This window comes from Stenotrophomonas geniculata ATCC 19374 = JCM 13324 (assembly GCF_001431625.1).
Classification (GTDB): Bacteria; Pseudomonadota; Gammaproteobacteria; order Xanthomonadales; family Xanthomonadaceae; genus Stenotrophomonas; species Stenotrophomonas geniculata.
Genome location: NZ_LLXT01000170.1, coordinates 1 through 14,962, shown reverse-complemented (window position 1 = coordinate 14,962; position 14,962 = coordinate 1). Strand labels below are relative to the sequence as shown.

Here is a 14,962-nt window from a genome sequence, read left to right as displayed (position 1 = left end):
AGCGCCACTGGCCTAGCGCGCCGGCACCTCGGTACGGATGCCCATCGCCTCGCGGTAGCGCGCGTACAGCGCCATCACCTTGTCCACATAGGCCAGGGTTTCGGCGTAGGGCGGCACGCCCTTGTAGCGGGTGACCGCGCCGATGCCGGCGTTGTACGCAGCCGCTGCCAGCGGACGGTCACCGTTGTAGCGACGCAGCAGCGCGCGCATGTAGCGGGCGCCGCCATCGATCGACTGCTGGGGCGAGAACGGATCATTCACGCCGTACTCCTGCGCGGTGTCCGGCATCAACTGCATCACGCCCTGTGCGCCCTTGCTGGACACCGCCAGCGCATCGAAGTTGCTTTCAGCATGGGCAATCGCACGCAGCCACGCGTCATCGACGCCCGTAGCCTTGGCCGCAGCCTTGAACTGTTTGGCGTGCTGCGCCAGCTGCGGCTTGCCGACCTTGCCCAGGCCTTCGTGGGCCGGCTCGCCCGGCGGCGTGGCCATGGTGAACTTCAGGAACACCCGCGAGCCGGGCAGGTTGCGGGTGGAGTAGACCAGCGCGCCATCCTGCTCGCGCTCGTACAGCACGCCGCTGAACACGCCCATGTTGCCCCACAGGTTCGGGGTCTGGATGGCGTTGTCGTCGATTTCCTTCGGGGTGCAGCGTGAACCGGGTTCCGGCGCGGTGGCCAGGCTGACGGTGTTGCCCTGCACGCAGCGGTAGACGGTGCGCGCGGCAGCCAGCCCGGGCCACAGGCTGGGCAGCAGCAACAGCGCTAGCAGGAGAGGGCGACGGGACATGGCGGCCGGATCATCCGGCCGCGCCCGCTAATGTTGGGTGAATGGGGGCCGGCAGGGCTGCGCCCTGCACCTGCAGAGGCAACGTCAACAGCCAGAGCAGCGCTGGGCAGTTGAGGGCTGGTCGGGTGGGTGTGGCCCGGCAGGACACGCCGTAAACCCATCCATGGGGGCTCGATGGCGCCATCCATGGCGCCAACGGTCCTGCCGGGCCACACCCACCCGCCCTCGACAGTTTCCTGCGGCTGACAGTAGATCCACGCCATGCGTGGATGGAGCTCTCTGGAGACGATGGGTCAATGGATGGAACGAAGACGTTGGATCACTTCGCGGTCTTCCGACGCACCCAATACCCCACGCCAAGCAGCACGAACCACACCGGGCTGGCGATCAATGCCTGGCGGGTGTCGGGCTGCAGGCTCAGCAGCACCAGCACGGCCGCGAAGAACACCAGGCAGGCCCAGCACATGGCAACCCCGCCGGGCATCTTGAAGATCGACGCAGCGTGGCGTTCCGGGTAGCGGCGGCGATAGGCCATGTAGGCCACCAGGATCAGCGACCACACGAAGATGAACAGCACCGTCGCCAGCGTCGTGACCAGGGTGAAGGCGGTCACCAGGTTCGGAATCAGGTAGATCAGCAGCGTGCCACCGAGCAGGCACAGGCACGAGAACAACAGGCCACGGGCCGGCACGGCGGCGCGTGACAGTTTCGACAACCCGCGCGGGGCGTGGCCCTCTTCGGCCAGGCCGTACAGCATGCGGCTGGTGGAGAAGATGCCGCTGTTGGCCGAGGACGTGGCAGAGGTCAGCACCACGAAGTTGATCAGGCTGGCCGCGGCCGGAATACCGGCCAGCACGAACAGCTGCACGAACGGGCTCTTGTCCGGCACCACCTGGCGCCACGGGGTGACGGCCATGATCGCGATCAGCGCCAGTACGTAGAAGATGATGATGCGCACCGGAATCGAATTGATCGCCTTGGGCAGGTTGCGCTCGGGGTCGGCGGTTTCGGCGGCGGTGGTGCCGACCAGCTCGATGCCGACGAAAGCGAACACGGCAATCTGGAAGCCGGCGAAGAAGCCGACCAGGCCCATCGGGAACATGCCGCCGTCATTCCACAGGTTCGACAGCGCCGCGGTGTGGCCACTGGGCGAGGTGAAGCCCCAGGCCACCAGCCCGGCGCCGGTAATGATCAGCGCGCAGATCGCCACGATCTTGATCAGCGCGAACCAGAATTCCATCTCGCCAAACAGCTTCACCGTCACCAGGTTCAACGACAGCAGCAGCATCACGCAGGTCAGCGCCGGCTTCCAGGCTTCCAGCCCGGGGAACCAGAACTGTGCGTAGGCAGCGATCGCGATCACATCGGCGATGGCGGTGACGATCCAGCAGAACCAGTAGGTCCATCCACAGAAGAAGCCGGCCCAGGGGCCGAGCAGATCGGTGGAAAAATCGATGAAGGATTTGTACTGCAGGTTGGACAGCAACAGTTCGCCCATCGCGCGCATCACGAAGAACAGCATCGCGCCGATGATCAGGTAGACGAAGACGATGGACGGGCCGGCCAGGCTGATGGTCTTGCCCGACCCCATGAACAGGCCGGTGCCGATGGCACCGCCAATGGCGATCAACTGGAGGTGGCGGTTGGACAGGCTGCGGCGCAGGTGCTCGGGGGGCGTTGCGGGCTCGGTCATGGGCGCGGGCAAAAGGGCGGGCGAAGCGTTCGACGGTAGTCCTCCTCAGGCAGGAGCGCCAGCGCCGGATGAGCCAATCCCGTCAAACTTGGCCGCTTTCATCACAATGTGACCAAATACCGGATTCATCCCATTCCGCCCGGCCCGGCGCCATGCTCAGATAGCCGCACCTGCCCAAGGATCGGCCCGACCATGCGCCCTGCCCTGCCTGCCCCGCTGGAGCCCCGGCCATGAGCCGGCTGCGCGTCATCATTGGTGGCACCGCACTGGCGCTGCTGGCCGCGGCCGTGCCGATCGCGGTGATGGCCTATGCCACCTGGGACCGTGCGGTCAGCGTCGAGCAGCAACGCCTGCGCGACATTGCCGGCCGTGCCCTGCGCCGCGCCGACCAGTCCTACCAGGAAGCACTGGCGGCACTGCAGTCGGCCGAGGTCGGCGCCCACAGCGCCTGCGGGCCCGACCATATCCGGCGCATGCAGACGCTGGTGATGACCTCGCCGTCGGTCGACCAGATGGGCTACTTCGAGGGTGGCAAGCTACGCTGTACGTCGTGGGGGCCGTTCCTGTCCGACGTCAACCAGCCCAAGTCCGACCACGTCACCAGTGATGGCGCCGGCATCGCCGTGGATGTGCGCCCCGAGGCAAGCGGACGGCGCCAGGTCCTGTCGATCCTGTATGGCAACTACGACGTGCTGGTCGATCCGCGCCGCTTCGTCGATGTCATCGCCGACCCGAACGTGCGCCTTGCCCTGGCCAGCCCGGACGGCCGCCTCCTGGCCAGGCAGGACGGCATGGATCCGGCATTGCTTGAGACCCTGCTGCGCGCGCCTGGTGAAGGCCTGGACCACAACACCCTGTACGCCACCGCCCGCAACGAAGAGTGGCTGGCGATCGCGACCACACCGCGTACCGCGCTCGCCGCGACCTTCCGCCAGCAGGCGTGGCTGTTCGTGCCGATCGGCGTTCTGCTGGCCGCTGTCGGTGCCGGCCTGGTGATCTGGCTGTCGCGTCGCCGCCTGTCGCTGCGCGGCGAGCTGGCCACGGCGATCCGCCGCCGCGAGCTGTACCTGCACTACCAGCCCATCATCGAACTGGATACCGGCATCTGCGTCGGCGCCGAAGCGCTGGTGCGCTGGCAGCGCCCGGATGGCACCCAGGTGCGGCCGGACCTGTTCATTCCGCTGGCCGAAGAGGCCGGCATGATCGGCGCGGTCACCGATCTGGTGATCGAGAACGTGGTGCGCGACATGCGCGAGCTGCTGGTGGCCGACCGCAGCGCGCACATCGCAATCAACCTGGCCGCCGAAGACATCAGCAGCGGCCGCGCGCTGAAGATGATCTCCAAGCACATGGCCGGCAGCGGCATCCTGCCGCAGCAGATCTGGATGGAGGCCACCGAGCGCGGCTTCCTCGACCTGGACCGCGCCCGCACGATGCTGGCACAGGCACGTCGGGCCGGGCACAGCGTGGCCATTGACTATTTCGGCGTCGGCTTCTCCAGCCTGCAGTACCTGGAACAGCTGCCGCTGGACGCGCTGAAGATCGACAAGTCGTTCATCGATGCGATCGGCACCGAGAGTGCAACCAGCCCGGTGACGCCGCACATCATCGACATGGCCAAGGAGCTGGGCCTGTGGGTGGTGGCCGAGGGCGTTGAAACCGAGGCACAGCTGGCGTATCTGCATACCCGCAAGGTCGAGTTCGCGCAGGGCTGGCTGTTCTCGCGGCCGCTGCCACGGGATGAGTTCGTGGTGTTCCATCACAAGCGGCAGCAGCGCTATGGCGCGGCGCGGGAGCACATGCAGAATCCGCGCAGCGTGCCGATCGAGCGTGAGGGAGTGGAGTAGGACGGCGAACGGCGGAGCCCCTCGTGGTGGGTCGCGTACTGCTATCCCAGGGCTGGCCGGGACGATCGGGTTCGCGGGGGACGCCGTAAACCCGTCCATGGGGGCTTGGCCGCGGCATCCATGCCGCGGACACCCCCGCGAACCCGACCGCCCCGGCCTCTGACAGGTTCCTGCAGCGTCCCACCACGGAATCAACGGGAAAAGGCAAAAGCAAACGCGGGTCGCTGCGCTCGGTAGATCCACGCCATGCGTGGATGGCGTGGACCACGGTAGTGCCGGCCGCTGGCCGGCACCTCCGTAACGTGTTGCTGCGCCTACGCCCAGGCCTTCGGCCGTGCCAACAGCCACGCCACGCTCACCGCCAGCAGCAGCAGCGGCAGCCATCCCAACTGGCTCGGGCCGCCCGCCTGCAGCAGCACACCCCCTGCAACGCCACCGGCAGCAATGGCCAGGTTCCAGCCGGTCACCAGCATCGACTGCGCCAGATCCGCGGCGGCACCGGCACGCCGCGCCAATGCGGTCTGGAACAACGTAGGTACCGCGCCGAAGGCAACGCCCCACAGGATCGTCGCCAGCAGCAGCGCGATCGCGTCGCCCGGCCACAACAGCAGGGTCAGCACCGGCACGATGAAGCCGATCACCGCGGCCCACACCAGCGTGCGCAGATGACGGTCCACACCCCAGCCGGCAATGACGATGCCGGCGATGGCGGCCAGGCCGAAGGCCAGCAGCAGGCGGTCCAGCCACGGGCCGGCACCGGCCTCCACCGCCAGCGGTTCGATGTAGGTGTAGAGCACGTTGTGCGCCAGCACGTACAGCACCATCACCGCCAACGCACTGCGCACGCCCGGCATGCGCCACACCGTAGCCAACGACGTACGCTGACCGGCCGCCGCCGCCGGCAACGCGGGCAATGCCCAGCGCGCGTAGGCCAGCAGCACGACTGCCAGCACACTCATCAGCGCGAATGCCCAGCGCCAGCCGATCTGCTGGCCCAGCAAGGTGCCCGCCGGTACGCCCAGCGACAGTGCCAGCGGCGATCCGACCATCGCCACCGCAATCGCCCGGCCCTGCAGCGAGGGCACCACCATGCGCGCGGCGTAGCCGGCCACCAGCGACCACAGCAGGCCACCACACACGCCGGCCAGGAAGCGCGCGGCCAGGATCAGCGGGTAGCTGCTGCTCAATGCGGTCAGCGTATTGACCACCACGAAGCCGGCAATCGCGGCGAGCAGCAAGGGACGTCGCGGCAGGCGCTGGGTCAGTGCGGTCATCGGCAGTGCGGCCATCACCGAGCCGAGCGCGTACACGCTGACCAGCTGGCCAACCGCCGCGTCGCTCACACCGAGGCTTTCGCCCATCGGCCGCAGGACGCCGGCCGGCAGGGTCTCGGTCAGCAGAGTGATGAAGCCGCCACCGGCCAGCGCCAGCAGTCCCGCCCACGGTAGGCGCGTGGCTTCACCGGCCGGGCCAGCCGCATCGATGGCATGGCCGCTCATCGCGCGGTCTCCAGATCAGCATAGACCGCATCGCGCAGCTCATCGACGAAGGCACCGTCCATGCCTTCGTACAGGGTGTTGGTCAGCGCCACCACGCTGAGCCCACGCGCAGGATCGACAAACCAGCTGTGCCCGTAGGCACCGCCCCAACGCCATGTACCTGCGCTCTGCGGCGTACCGCTGGCGGCCGCATCGCGCAGCACCGCAAAGCCAAGGCCGAAGCCCCAGCCGGCCGGTTCCGGCGGCCCCTGTTCGCCCACCTGCGGGCTGGCCATCTCCGCTGCCAGTGCGGGCGGCAACAGGCCTGAACGCTGCACATCACGCAAGGCCTCCAGCACCGCCATCACTTCATCGGCGCTACCGACCAGGCCTGCCCCGGCCGAGGGGAAACGGCTGGCATCGGTGGCGCGCGCGAGGCTGTACTCGATACCGACGGTACCCTCGAACGGAGCGACCACCTCGCCTTCGCGCAGGCGGTGCGGCTGCGGTGTGTCGCTCACATAGGGCGTGGCCAGCCGTGCCGCGTTGCGCGCAGCGAAGGCGGTGTCCCGCAGGCCCAGGGGTGCGGCCAGCAAGCGCTCGAACAGTGCCTGCAGGGATTCACCGGTCGCTGCTTCAGCCACGGCACCGGCAACGTCCACGCCCAGCGAGTACAGCCACTGGCTGCCCGGCGCGAACAGCAGGGGAGCCTTCGCGATGCGGCGCACGTTGTCGGCCAGAGAGAGCGGGTTCGCGTCCATGCCATCGCTGACGCCAGCGCGTGCGTAGGGAGCCTTCGCATCGGCTTCGAGAAAGCGATAGCCCAGCCCGCTGCTGTGGCTGAGCAGCTGGCGCAGGCTGATCGCTGGCGTGCTGCCATCAGCCAGCGCCGGGCGGAAGTCCCGCAGCCAGCGCTGCACCGGTGCATCCAGGTCGAGCACGCCCTCGGCCACCAGGCCCAGGATCACCGTGCTCAGCAGCGGCTTGCTCACCGAGGCCAGCCGGAACAGCTGGTCGCGCTGCATCGGCGTGGCCGACTCGCGATCCGCCAGGCCCGTGGCGCTGGCATGGCGCAGCGCGCCGTGCTCGCGCACCAGCACCACCGCACCGACCAGGCGCTGCGGGTGGAGCTGCTGCAGCAGCCGCTGCACCGAAGGAAGTGTCGGCGCAGGGTCGAAGGAAGGAGCGGCATTCATCGCGATGATCCGTGGGGGAGAGGCCGCCACGTTAGGCAGCGGGCGTCCGCGCAAAAAGCCGGTTGCCGCTCCGGGCATCATGGACCGTGTAGTCCGCAATCGGCATGATGGCCGGAACCGCAAGGCCGCAACGGTCTCCACGCCACCCCGCACCACAGTGTTGCGATGGCGGAGCCGCCCGCTACAGCCGCACCGGCCTACCCTGCCGCTTTCATTGCCCGCACGCCCATGTCAGTCCTGGACAACCTCGCCAACCTGCAGACCTTCGTGCACGCGGCCGATACCCGCAGCTTCGTCGAGACCGGGCGCCTGCAGGGCATATCCGCCTCGGCAGCGGGCAAGTGCGTGGCGCGGCTGGAGCACGCACTGGGCGTGCGCCTGTTCCACCGCAGCACGCGCAGCATCACGCTCACCGCCGAGGGTCAGCTGTTCCTGGCGCGTTGCCGGCGCATCCTCGACGAGCGCGATGCCGCCCGCACCGAGCTGGCACAACCGCACGCCTCGCCCCGTGGCACCCTGCGCATCAGCCTGCCGCTGGTGGGCGACCTCACCCTGCCGTTGATGGCCGAATTCATGGCCGCGTATCCGGATATCCGCCTGGACCTGGACTTCAGTGACCGCCTGGTTGATGTCATCGAAGAGGGCTTCGATGCGGTGCTGCGCGTCGGCGAACCCAGCGACTCGCGGATGAACGCACGCCGGCTGGGGGTATTCCCGCGGCGTGTCGTTGCCTCGCCGGGCTACCTGCAGCGCTGCGGCGTTCCGCGCACGCCGGCAGGCTTGATGCAGCACACGCTGCTGCACTATCGCTTCCCCACCACCGGCAAGCTGGAACCGTGGCCGATCCACTGGCCCGACGATGAAACGCCGCAGGAGCTTCCGGTGCACATGGTGGCCAACACCATCGAAGCGCGGGTAGCGCTCGCACTGCGCGATATCGGCCTGGCCTTCGTGCCGGTGCACTCGGTGCGCGATGCCCTGGCCGACGGCCGCCTGGTCACCGTGCTGGACGAACACGTGCATTCCTGCGGCACCTTCCATCTGCTGTGGCCGTCGGGCCGACACGTACTGCCGAAGCTGCGGGTGTTCATCGACTTCGTCGGCGCCCGCCTGGGTACCGTACCGTAGATCCACGCCATGCGTGGATGCGTCTCGCGGCGAAAGGAAGCCGAGCATCGGCTCGGCTCTACAGAACCGCCCGATCATCGGTAGCGCCGGGCCATGCCCGGCGGCCGCGCACCCGACCATTCAGCCACTGCCGCTATACTGGCCGCTCATTCCTCCAAGAGGCTCGCGACCAATGCGCCATTGATGCCGCCGTCTTCCCACTAGACGGCCTGACTCTTCCCGCCCCTGCGCGCAGGGGAGAACCCGGCATCCATGGAGGTCGCATGACCCCGCATTCCCTCACGCTCGATCGCGTGTCGTATCGATTGGCCGACGGCCGCCCGCTGTTTTCCGATCTGACGTTTTCCTTCGAACCGGTCGCCACCGGCCTCGTCGGTGCCAATGGCGCCGGCAAGAGCGTGCTCGCACGCCTGCTGGCCGGCCGGCGGCTGCCCGACAACGGCCAGGTTCGCGGCAGTGGCCGCGTGTTCCTGTTGCCGACGCCCGGCTATCCACCCGCCGGCACGGTCGGTGAACTGGCCGGTGTCGGCACGGAACTGGCCGCACTGCAACGCATCGAAGCCGGCAGCGTGGACGAGGCCGACTTCGCCCGCGTCGGCGACCGCTGGGATCTGCGCGAACGCCTGCAGCAGCAGTGGCGTACGCTGCAGCTACCCGACGACCTCGATCCGGCCCAGCCGGCCGCGCGCCTCAGTGGTGGCCAGGCCATGCAGGTGGCGCTGTCCGGTGCCTGGGCCAGCGGTGCCGACTGGCTGATCCTGGACGAACCCAGCAACCACCTCGACGCACGCCATCGCCAACAGTTGTATGAACAGTTGCAGCAGTGGCGCGGCGGCCTGCTGGCGATCAGCCATGATCGCGAACTGCTGGCGCACATGCAGCAGATCGTCGAGCTCGATGCGCGCGGGCTGCATCGCTATGGCGGACCGTGGCAGCACTACGCCGACGCGCGCGCCGCCGAACGTGAAGCCGCCGCCGCCCAGCTTGACCATGCACGTGCACAGCACCGGCAGCAGCAACGCAGCGCGCGCGAACAACACGAACGCCAGCAGCAGCGCCAGGCACGTGGCAACCGTGATGCGAAGCAGGCCAACCAGGCCCCGATCCTGCTCGGCCGGCAGAAGCAGCGCGCCGAGGCCAGCCACGGCCGCGCACAGCAGGTGCAGGCCGAGCGCCTGCAGGCCAGCGCAGAGCAGCTGCGCGCAGCTGCATCCGCGGTGCATGCGGCGCCGGAACTGGCGCTGTTTGCCGGTGCGGGCGAGCGTGGCAGCGCGCGTCTGCTGGAGGCCGAGGCGCTGGTGCTGCCACATGGCTGCAGCGCCCCGCTGCAGCTGGAGATCCGCCGGGGGCAGCGCATCGCCGTGGTCGGTGACAACGGCAGCGGCAAATCGACCCTGCTGCGTGTGTTGGCCGGCCAGCTGCCTGCATGCAGTGGCACCGTGCAACGGCATGCACCACTGGCCCTGCTCGACCAGCAGTTGCTGGGGCTGTCCGGCGCGCGCAGCATCCTTGACACCGTGCAGGCCGCCAACCCGCGCGCGGACCCAGGCGAGCTGCGCACGCGGCTGGCCCTGCTCGGGCTGGATGCACAGCGCATCCAGCGGGCGGCCCACAGCCTCAGTGATGGCGAGCGGGTGAAGGGTGCGCTGGCCAGCGTGCTGTATGCCGATCCCGCGCCCCAACTGTTGCTGCTGGACGAACCCGGTAATGCGCTGGATCTGAGCGCATTGCAGGCGCTGGAGGAACTGCTTGCGGCGTGGCCGGGCGCGCTGGTGATGGTCAGCCACGACCGGCACCTGCTGCAGGCATTGCGACCGACCCACGTGCTGCACGTGAACACCGAGGGTTGGCAGTGGCGAGATGCCTTGTAGATCCACGCCATGCGTGGATTCGATCTTGTAGAGCCGAGCCCACGCTCGGCTGCAATTGCAGTAGATCCACGCCATGCGCGGATGGAATGATCCGCCAGCCGAGCGTGGGCTCGGCTCTACAAGGCGGGCAAAGACCGGTTGAACCGCCATCCACGCATGGCGTGGATCTACAGGAGCCGTCAGCTCAGCGCTTCCACACCGGGAATGCCTGCGGCATCTGCTGCCACAGCAGCGGTCCCGCACGCAGCTCCTGTTCGTTGAGCAGGCAGGCATCCAGCTCTGCGCGCACGGCGCGCTCGTCCATGTGCACGCCAATCACCACCAGTTCCTGGCGCCGATCGCCCCACAACGGGTGCCACAGGCGCTGCATTGCCGAATGCGCGGCCGCGTCCGGAAACTCCTCCGGTCCCGGCAACGGCGCGCTCCAGCAGTCGGCCTGCTGGCGCGCCCATCCGAGGTCGCTGTACGGCAGCGGTGTCGGCGGCAACAGCGGTGTGGTGTCCTCGATGCCCGCACGCACGCGATCGCGCGCGGCGTACCAGAAGCCCGCCGCCTGCGTCCGCGTCGCGGCACCCACGGTGTTCAGCTCGCCCACCCAGTCCATGCGGTTGGCCAGCCAGAACCAGCCCTTGCTGCGGATCACGCCGGGCATGCCCGACTGCAGCGCGCGTGCGAATCGCGCGGGATGGAACGGACGTCGCGAGCGGTAGACGAAGCTACCGATGCCGTACTCCTCGGTTTCCGGTGTGTGCTCGCCACGCAGTTCCTTCACCCAGCCCGGCGCACGTTGCGCACGCTCCATGTCGAAGCGCCCGGTATCCAGCAGCTCGGCCAGCGGCACATTGCCGAAGCTGGACAGCAGCAGCTTCGCGTCGCGGTTCAGGCCACGCAGCACAGCCAGCGTGTCCTGCAGCACTTCGTCATCCACCTGGTCCACCTTGCTGACCACGATCACGTCGGCAAACTCCACCTGCTCGCACAGCAGGTCAACCACGCCGCGATCGTCCTCCGGGCCGGCCTGCTGGCCGCGCTCGGCCAGTCGCGACGTCGAGCCGAAGTCGGCAAGGAACGCGCTGCCGTCGACCACCGTCACCATCGTGTCCAGCCGCGCGATGTCACTCAGGCTGAAGCCGTGCTCGTCGCGCACCGCGAAGGTGGCCGCCACCGGCATCGGCTCGCCGATGCCCGTCGATTCGATCAGCAGATAGTCATAGCGGCCCGCATCGGCCAGGCGCCGCACTTCCTGCAGCAGGTCATCGCGCAGCGTGCAGCAGATGCAGCCGTTGCTGAACTCCACCAGCGTCTCTTCGGTGCGGCGCAGTTCGGCCCCACCTTCGCGCACCAGCTGCGCATCGATGTTGACCTCGCTCATGTCGTTGACGATGACCGCCACGCGCAGACCCTCGCGGTTGCGCAGGATCTGGTTGAGCAGGGTGGTCTTGCCGGCCCCCAGGAAGCCGGACAGCACGGTGACCGGAAGGCGACGGTCGGCGCGGGAAACAGTGTTCATGTCGGAGCGGGTTGGCTGCGGAACGGAAATGTTACTGTATAACAATTGTTGCGCAAGGAACCTCCTCCGATGAAGTCGCCTTCTGCCGCCCTGCTCGATGCCGGCGCGGTCGCCCTGTCCAGCCTGTGCCTGCTGCACTGCCTGGCGCTACCCCTGCTGGCCGCCGCGCTCCCCCTGTTCGGCACCTGGGCCGAAGCGGAATGGGTGCATCTGCTGTTCGTGGCCATCGCCCTGCCGCTGACCGGCTACGCGCTGTGGCGGGCCGAGCGCCGTCACCCGCTGCCGGTGCTGGCCTGGGCCACCGCCGGCGCCGGTCTGGGCCTGTTGCTGGCCGGCGCGCTGGCGCTGCCCTCGCATGACTGGGAAACGCCGATGACCGTCACCGGCAGCCTGCTGCTGGCCGCCACGCACATCTGGAACGCACGGCACCGGCACGCGGGGTAGAGTCGACTGTTAGTCGACTCTCGCGCGAAGCGCGGGATCTCATGCCGCCTGGGCGAAGAGCAGTCGACTAACAGTCGACTCTACCGCCCCTCGGCCTATTTGCCGTAGCGGCGCAGCAGCTCGACCAGCACCGCGGCCTCGTCCGCCCGCTGCTGCGGGTCGTCGGCAGCCACCACATGTTCCTGCAGGTGCTCGTGCAGCAGCTCCATCAACAGGCTGTGGGCTGCACCGCGCACGGCGGCGACCTGCACCAGCACGTCCGCGCATTCGCCCGCCTCGCCCTCGGGCTTGTCCAGCGCCTGCTCCAACGCCGCCACCTGACCCGCGATACGGCGCACCCGGGTCAGCAGCTGCTTTCGATTCTTGTGTACATGGGCCATGACTGGATCATATACCCTATGGGGGTATCCACTCCACCCCCTTGGTCCCCCCATGCACCTGGACGCCCTCGCCGCCGCCCGCCGCCACGAACACCGCTTCGACGACGGCAATCCGCTGGCCGAACGCAATACCCGCCGCGCCCTGTGGCTCACCGTCGGCATGATGCTGGCGGAGATCATCGGCGGCTGGTGGTTCAACTCCATGGCCGTGCTCGCCGATGGCTGGCACATGAGTTCGCACGCGCTGGCGCTGGGCCTCTCGGTGTTCGCGTACCGCTGCGCGCGCCGCTACGCGCACGATCCGCGCTTCGCCTTTGGCACCTGGAAGATCGAGATCCTGGCCGGCTACACGAGCGCCATCGCCCTGCTCGGCGTCGCCGCGCTGATGGCCGTGCAGTCTCTGGAGCGGCTGTGGGTACCGGCACCGATCCATTACGACGAAGCCATTGCCATTGCGGTCGTCGGCCTGGCGGTGAACCTGCTGTGCGCCTGGTGGCTGCACGACAGCCCGGGGCATGCGCATCACCACCACGCGCACGGCCACGATCATGGCGAACACCACGGGCATGATCACGCGCACCACGATCACGACCACGCGCACGGTCACGACCTCAATCTGCGCTCGGCCTACGTGCACGTGCTGGCCGACGCCGCCACCTCGGTGCTGGCCATCGTCGCACTGCTCGGCGGCAAGCTGCTGGGCCTGACCTGGCTGGACCCGGTGATGGGGCTGGTCGGCGCCGCGCTGGTCACGGTGTGGGCAGTGGGCCTGCTGCGCGACAGCGGCCGCATCCTGCTCGACGCGCAGATGGACGCACCAGTGGTGGCCGAAGTACGCGAAGTGATCGAACAGGGCCCGTGGCCGGCACGTTTGGCCGACCTGCACGTCTGGCAGGTCGGTCGCGGCAAGTACGCGGTCAGTGCCAGCGTGGTCACCAGCGACGCAGGTCTGGATGCCGATACCGTGCGCAACGCGCTGGCGATCCATGAGGAGCTGGTGCATGTGACGGTGGAGATTCACCGTAGCTGATCCTGCGCGACTGCGGTCGAATCTGTAGAGCCGAACCCATGCTCGGCTTGCCGTTGCCTTTGCAGCGCCGAGCCATGCTCGGCTGTCGCAGGCCATCAGCCGAGCACGGGCTCGGCTCTACAGTCAGAGCTTCAGCATCATCCGCAACAGGTACATCAGCAGCGGCAGCGCACTCAGCACCGCACCACCGATGCCGATCCACGGCCAGCGCTCGCCGCGCACGCGCGACGCCACCGCCAGACCGCCACCCACCAGTGCCGCACCCAGCACGCCCACGCCCAGCCCGGCGGCCATGCCATTGCCGCCTGCGGCCACCGCCGCCTGCGCAGCCAACGTGCCCGCGCCCCAACCCACAGCGATCCCCAGCCAAGTGGCCACGCCGCACCACGGTGCCTTGCCCTGCGCCATCCGAAAACCCCTGTGTCCTTGCCGAATTTCTGTACGGGCCGTGCCCGCATGCTGCCTACACTAGCCGCACCTGCCCCGTCGGGACATCCCATGCGCATGCTCCGCCTGCTGCTGCCCGGTGCTCTCCTGCTGCTCACCGCCTGCGGTGGTGATGCCGGGCTTCCTTTCAGCGCCGACCCGTTGCAGGGCTGCTTCGCCACCGGCGCGCGCAAACCGGCCGACTTCCGCATCGACAAGGAAGGCGGCCAGTACTTCGTCTCCTTCAGCCGCGGCGACCAGTGGCAGCGCGAGCCGAATGCCCTGCATAAGGCCACCCGCAGCGAGATCAGCCGCTACTTCCGCGATGACGCCGAGCAGATCGACAGCGCATTGATCCGCATGGCCGGTGGCTTCGGCATCTTCCACTTCAACAAGGACGCGACATTGAAGGGCAAGGCCAGTGATAGTGACTACATGGCGCTGATGCTGATCGGTGCTGGGCCGGTGTATGCGGTGAAGTGCTCGTAAGACGCAATGATTCTGATGGCGACTCAGGGCACTATGGGCGCATCCTGTCTTCTTTGAGGAGCGATGCCAATGCTGCTGTTTCTGCTGCTTGCGGTAAGCGCGCCGAAGACCCAGGGTGCCTATGACGAAGTCCGGCAGCTGCCCGATGGCCAGATCCTGATAATGCGCACTCTGGATTGGGACCTCGGCGATGGCACGAAGGAGCGCGTCATCGTGCACTGGCTGCTGCAGGAGGACGGCCGCATGCGCTACGACTTCGATTGGCAGCCACCGCAAACCCAGGAGGCCCATCGTCGATCGTGCGCGCGGCAGGGCATGCAGCCGTCGCGTGGCGTCGGCATGATCGCGGGGGAAGGGACCACACACGGTTACAGCTGCACCAGCGCTAGCGTCGGGCCCACGCCCGACTCCTCCCTGCCTGCATCCACGCATGGCGTGGACCTACTTTGACATCGGCTTGGCTCTACAACAGCTGCGGTACCATGCCCTCCCCCGAACCGCCCCGGTACCCGCCGTGCCCCATTACACCGGCCCCCTGCTGACCCGCGACAGCGCCGATACCCTGCGCCGTGCCCATGACAAGGGCGCTGCCGACTGGCAGGGCTCTCTCGACCTCGGCCGCCGCGAGGGCAGCGTGGCGCTGGATGCCGGCGGCTTCCGCTTCCGTGGCCAGTCCTACCC

14 protein-coding genes and 1 pseudogene are annotated in these 14,962 nt (G+C 68.2%); 8 read left to right on the top strand and 7 right to left on the bottom strand.

Annotated features, from left to right (window positions below):
• Positions 1–12: 12 nt before the first annotated feature.
• The gene (locus ARC63_RS22490; RefSeq protein WP_032130442.1) at positions 13–789 is read right to left on the bottom strand and encodes a lytic transglycosylase domain-containing protein; all 777 of its coding nucleotides are present in this window, start codon (positions 787–789) and stop codon (positions 13–15) included.
• Positions 790–1,108: 319 nt separating this feature from the next.
• The gene (cycA, locus tag ARC63_RS22485; RefSeq protein WP_057504444.1) at positions 1,109–2,482 is read right to left on the bottom strand and encodes a D-serine/D-alanine/glycine transporter; all 1,374 of its coding nucleotides are present in this window, start codon (positions 2,480–2,482) and stop codon (positions 1,109–1,111) included.
• A gap of 230 nt (positions 2,483–2,712) precedes the next feature.
• On the opposite strand from cycA, the gene ARC63_RS22480 reads away from it, so the two are divergent.
• Positions 2,713–4,329: an EAL domain-containing protein gene (locus ARC63_RS22480; RefSeq protein WP_057504443.1), complete on the top strand. Its 1,617-nt coding sequence runs from the start codon at positions 2,713–2,715 to the stop codon at positions 4,327–4,329.
• 314 nt (positions 4,330–4,643) lie between these two features.
• On the opposite strand, the gene ARC63_RS22475 is transcribed toward ARC63_RS22480, so the two are convergent.
• Both ARC63_RS22475 and ARC63_RS22470 read right to left on the bottom strand, forming a co-directional pair.
• Positions 4,644–5,828 (bottom strand): MFS transporter, encoded by a 1,185-nt coding sequence (locus ARC63_RS22475; protein WP_057504442.1) that lies wholly within the window; start codon positions 5,826–5,828, stop codon positions 4,644–4,646.
• A complete protein-coding gene (locus ARC63_RS22470; protein ID WP_057504441.1) occupies positions 5,825–7,003 on the bottom strand; it encodes a serine hydrolase domain-containing protein in 1,179 nt (392 codons plus the stop codon). Before ARC63_RS22470 ends, ARC63_RS22475 begins: the two co-directional genes overlap by 4 nt.
• A gap of 228 nt (positions 7,004–7,231) precedes the next feature.
• Here ARC63_RS22470 and ARC63_RS22465 point away from each other — a divergent pair, with 228 nt between their 5' ends.
• Positions 7,232–8,131, top strand: a complete 900-nt coding sequence (locus ARC63_RS22465; RefSeq protein ID WP_010484156.1) for a LysR family transcriptional regulator — start codon at positions 7,232–7,234, stop codon at positions 8,129–8,131.
• A gap of 263 nt (positions 8,132–8,394) precedes the next feature.
• On the top strand, positions 8,395–10,002 hold the full coding sequence (locus tag ARC63_RS22460; protein ID WP_057504440.1) for an ATP-binding cassette domain-containing protein: 1,608 nt from the start codon (positions 8,395–8,397) through the stop codon (positions 10,000–10,002).
• A 184-nt stretch (positions 10,003–10,186) separates the two neighbouring features.
• Here the strand turns inward: ARC63_RS22460 and ARC63_RS22455 are convergent, their stop codons facing one another.
• Entirely contained in the window at positions 10,187–11,512 is a 1,326-nt protein-coding gene (locus tag ARC63_RS22455; RefSeq protein WP_019337975.1) for a GTP-binding protein, read from the bottom strand.
• Positions 11,513–11,581: 69 nt separating this feature from the next.
• Here ARC63_RS22455 and ARC63_RS22450 point away from each other — a divergent pair, with 69 nt between their 5' ends.
• On the top strand, positions 11,582–11,956 hold the full coding sequence (locus ARC63_RS22450; RefSeq protein WP_010484159.1) for a MerC domain-containing protein: 375 nt from the start codon (positions 11,582–11,584) through the stop codon (positions 11,954–11,956).
• A 95-nt stretch (positions 11,957–12,051) separates the two neighbouring features.
• Here the strand turns inward: ARC63_RS22450 and ARC63_RS22445 are convergent, their stop codons facing one another.
• A complete protein-coding gene (locus tag ARC63_RS22445) occupies positions 12,052–12,336 on the bottom strand; it encodes a metal-sensing transcriptional repressor (protein ID WP_057504439.1) in 285 nt (94 codons plus the stop codon).
• A 52-nt stretch (positions 12,337–12,388) separates the two neighbouring features.
• Between ARC63_RS22445 and dmeF the strand changes: the two genes are divergently transcribed.
• Positions 12,389–13,366, top strand: a complete 978-nt coding sequence (dmeF, locus tag ARC63_RS22440) for a CDF family Co(II)/Ni(II) efflux transporter DmeF (protein WP_057504438.1) — start codon at positions 12,389–12,391, stop codon at positions 13,364–13,366.
• 123 nt (positions 13,367–13,489) lie between these two features.
• Here dmeF and ARC63_RS22435 read toward each other — a convergent pair whose 3' ends face one another.
• A complete protein-coding gene (locus ARC63_RS22435) occupies positions 13,490–13,774 on the bottom strand; it encodes a hypothetical protein (RefSeq protein WP_019337972.1) in 285 nt (94 codons plus the stop codon).
• A 90-nt stretch (positions 13,775–13,864) separates the two neighbouring features.
• Between ARC63_RS22435 and ARC63_RS22430 the strand changes: the two genes are divergently transcribed.
• The 3 genes and pseudogenes from ARC63_RS22430 to ARC63_RS23870 form a co-directional block, all read left to right on the top strand.
• Complete coding sequence (locus ARC63_RS22430) at positions 13,865–14,281, top strand: hypothetical protein (RefSeq protein WP_057504437.1); 417 nt, start codon at positions 13,865–13,867, stop codon at positions 14,279–14,281.
• A 69-nt stretch (positions 14,282–14,350) separates the two neighbouring features.
• Complete coding sequence (locus ARC63_RS22425; protein WP_057504436.1) at positions 14,351–14,731, top strand: hypothetical protein; 381 nt, start codon at positions 14,351–14,353, stop codon at positions 14,729–14,731.
• Positions 14,712–14,962, top strand: a pseudogene (locus ARC63_RS23870) (SAM-dependent methyltransferase); the annotation flags it as partial. The gene ARC63_RS22425 and the pseudogene ARC63_RS23870, both read left to right, overlap by 20 nt.

Coding starts and splice junctions, on each gene's coding strand:
- ARC63_RS22475 (WP_057504442.1), bottom strand. CDS start 5,828: ATGAGCGGCCATGCCATCGATGCGGCTGGCCCGGCCGGTGAAGCCACG.
- ARC63_RS22430 (WP_057504437.1), top strand. CDS start 13,865: ATGCGCATGCTCCGCCTGCTGCTGCCCGGTGCTCTCCTGCTGCTCACC.
- cycA (WP_057504444.1), bottom strand. CDS start 2,482: ATGACCGAGCCCGCAACGCCCCCCGAGCACCTGCGCCGCAGCCTGTCC.
- ARC63_RS22460 (WP_057504440.1), top strand. CDS start 8,395: ATGACCCCGCATTCCCTCACGCTCGATCGCGTGTCGTATCGATTGGCC.
- ARC63_RS22435 (WP_019337972.1), bottom strand. CDS start 13,774: ATGGCGCAGGGCAAGGCACCGTGGTGCGGCGTGGCCACTTGGCTGGGG.
- ARC63_RS22425 (WP_057504436.1), top strand. CDS start 14,351: ATGCTGCTGTTTCTGCTGCTTGCGGTAAGCGCGCCGAAGACCCAGGGT.
- ARC63_RS22455 (WP_019337975.1), bottom strand. CDS start 11,512: ATGAACACTGTTTCCCGCGCCGACCGTCGCCTTCCGGTCACCGTGCTG.
- ARC63_RS22465 (WP_010484156.1), top strand. CDS start 7,232: ATGTCAGTCCTGGACAACCTCGCCAACCTGCAGACCTTCGTGCACGCG.
- dmeF (WP_057504438.1), top strand. CDS start 12,389: ATGCACCTGGACGCCCTCGCCGCCGCCCGCCGCCACGAACACCGCTTC.
- ARC63_RS22480 (WP_057504443.1), top strand. CDS start 2,713: ATGAGCCGGCTGCGCGTCATCATTGGTGGCACCGCACTGGCGCTGCTG.
- ARC63_RS22490 (WP_032130442.1), bottom strand. CDS start 789: ATGTCCCGTCGCCCTCTCCTGCTAGCGCTGTTGCTGCTGCCCAGCCTG.
- ARC63_RS22450 (WP_010484159.1), top strand. CDS start 11,582: ATGAAGTCGCCTTCTGCCGCCCTGCTCGATGCCGGCGCGGTCGCCCTG.
- ARC63_RS22470 (WP_057504441.1), bottom strand. CDS start 7,003: ATGAATGCCGCTCCTTCCTTCGACCCTGCGCCGACACTTCCTTCGGTG.
- ARC63_RS22445 (WP_057504439.1), bottom strand. CDS start 12,336: ATGGCCCATGTACACAAGAATCGAAAGCAGCTGCTGACCCGGGTGCGC.